At 71.7% G+C, this 240-nt stretch carries 1 protein-coding gene; it reads left to right on the top strand.

The annotated features are described in order from the left end of the window. Positions 1–240, top strand: a 240-nt coding sequence (locus J0695_RS40045; RefSeq protein ID WP_206969731.1) for an urease accessory protein UreD, incomplete at both ends; no start/stop codon positions are given.

The following is a 240-nucleotide window of genomic DNA, read 5'->3' as shown; positions in this document are numbered from 1 at the left end:
GCTCGCCGGCGAGGCGGTGATGGCCGGGCGCCTGGCACGCGGCGAGCGGAACGCGTACCAGATCTTCGCCTCGGACTTCGAAGTGCGGCGCCCCGACGGGGAGTTGACGGTCCTGGACACCGTACGTCTGGAACCTTCGGCCTCCGGCGTGAGCGGTCCAGCGATGCTCGGCGGCCGGGGCGAGCGGGGTGACGGCGTAGAAGGTCGCCATGATGTCGTGGCCGCCGAAGTGGCCGACAC

Origin of the sequence: Streptomyces beijiangensis, assembly GCF_017315755.1 — a bacterium.
In the GTDB taxonomy this organism is placed as follows: Bacteria; Actinomycetota; Actinomycetes; order Streptomycetales; family Streptomycetaceae; genus Streptomyces; species Streptomyces beijiangensis.
Note: the sequence above shows the minus strand (reverse complement) of the source record. Positions and strands in the feature narration are given on the sequence as shown.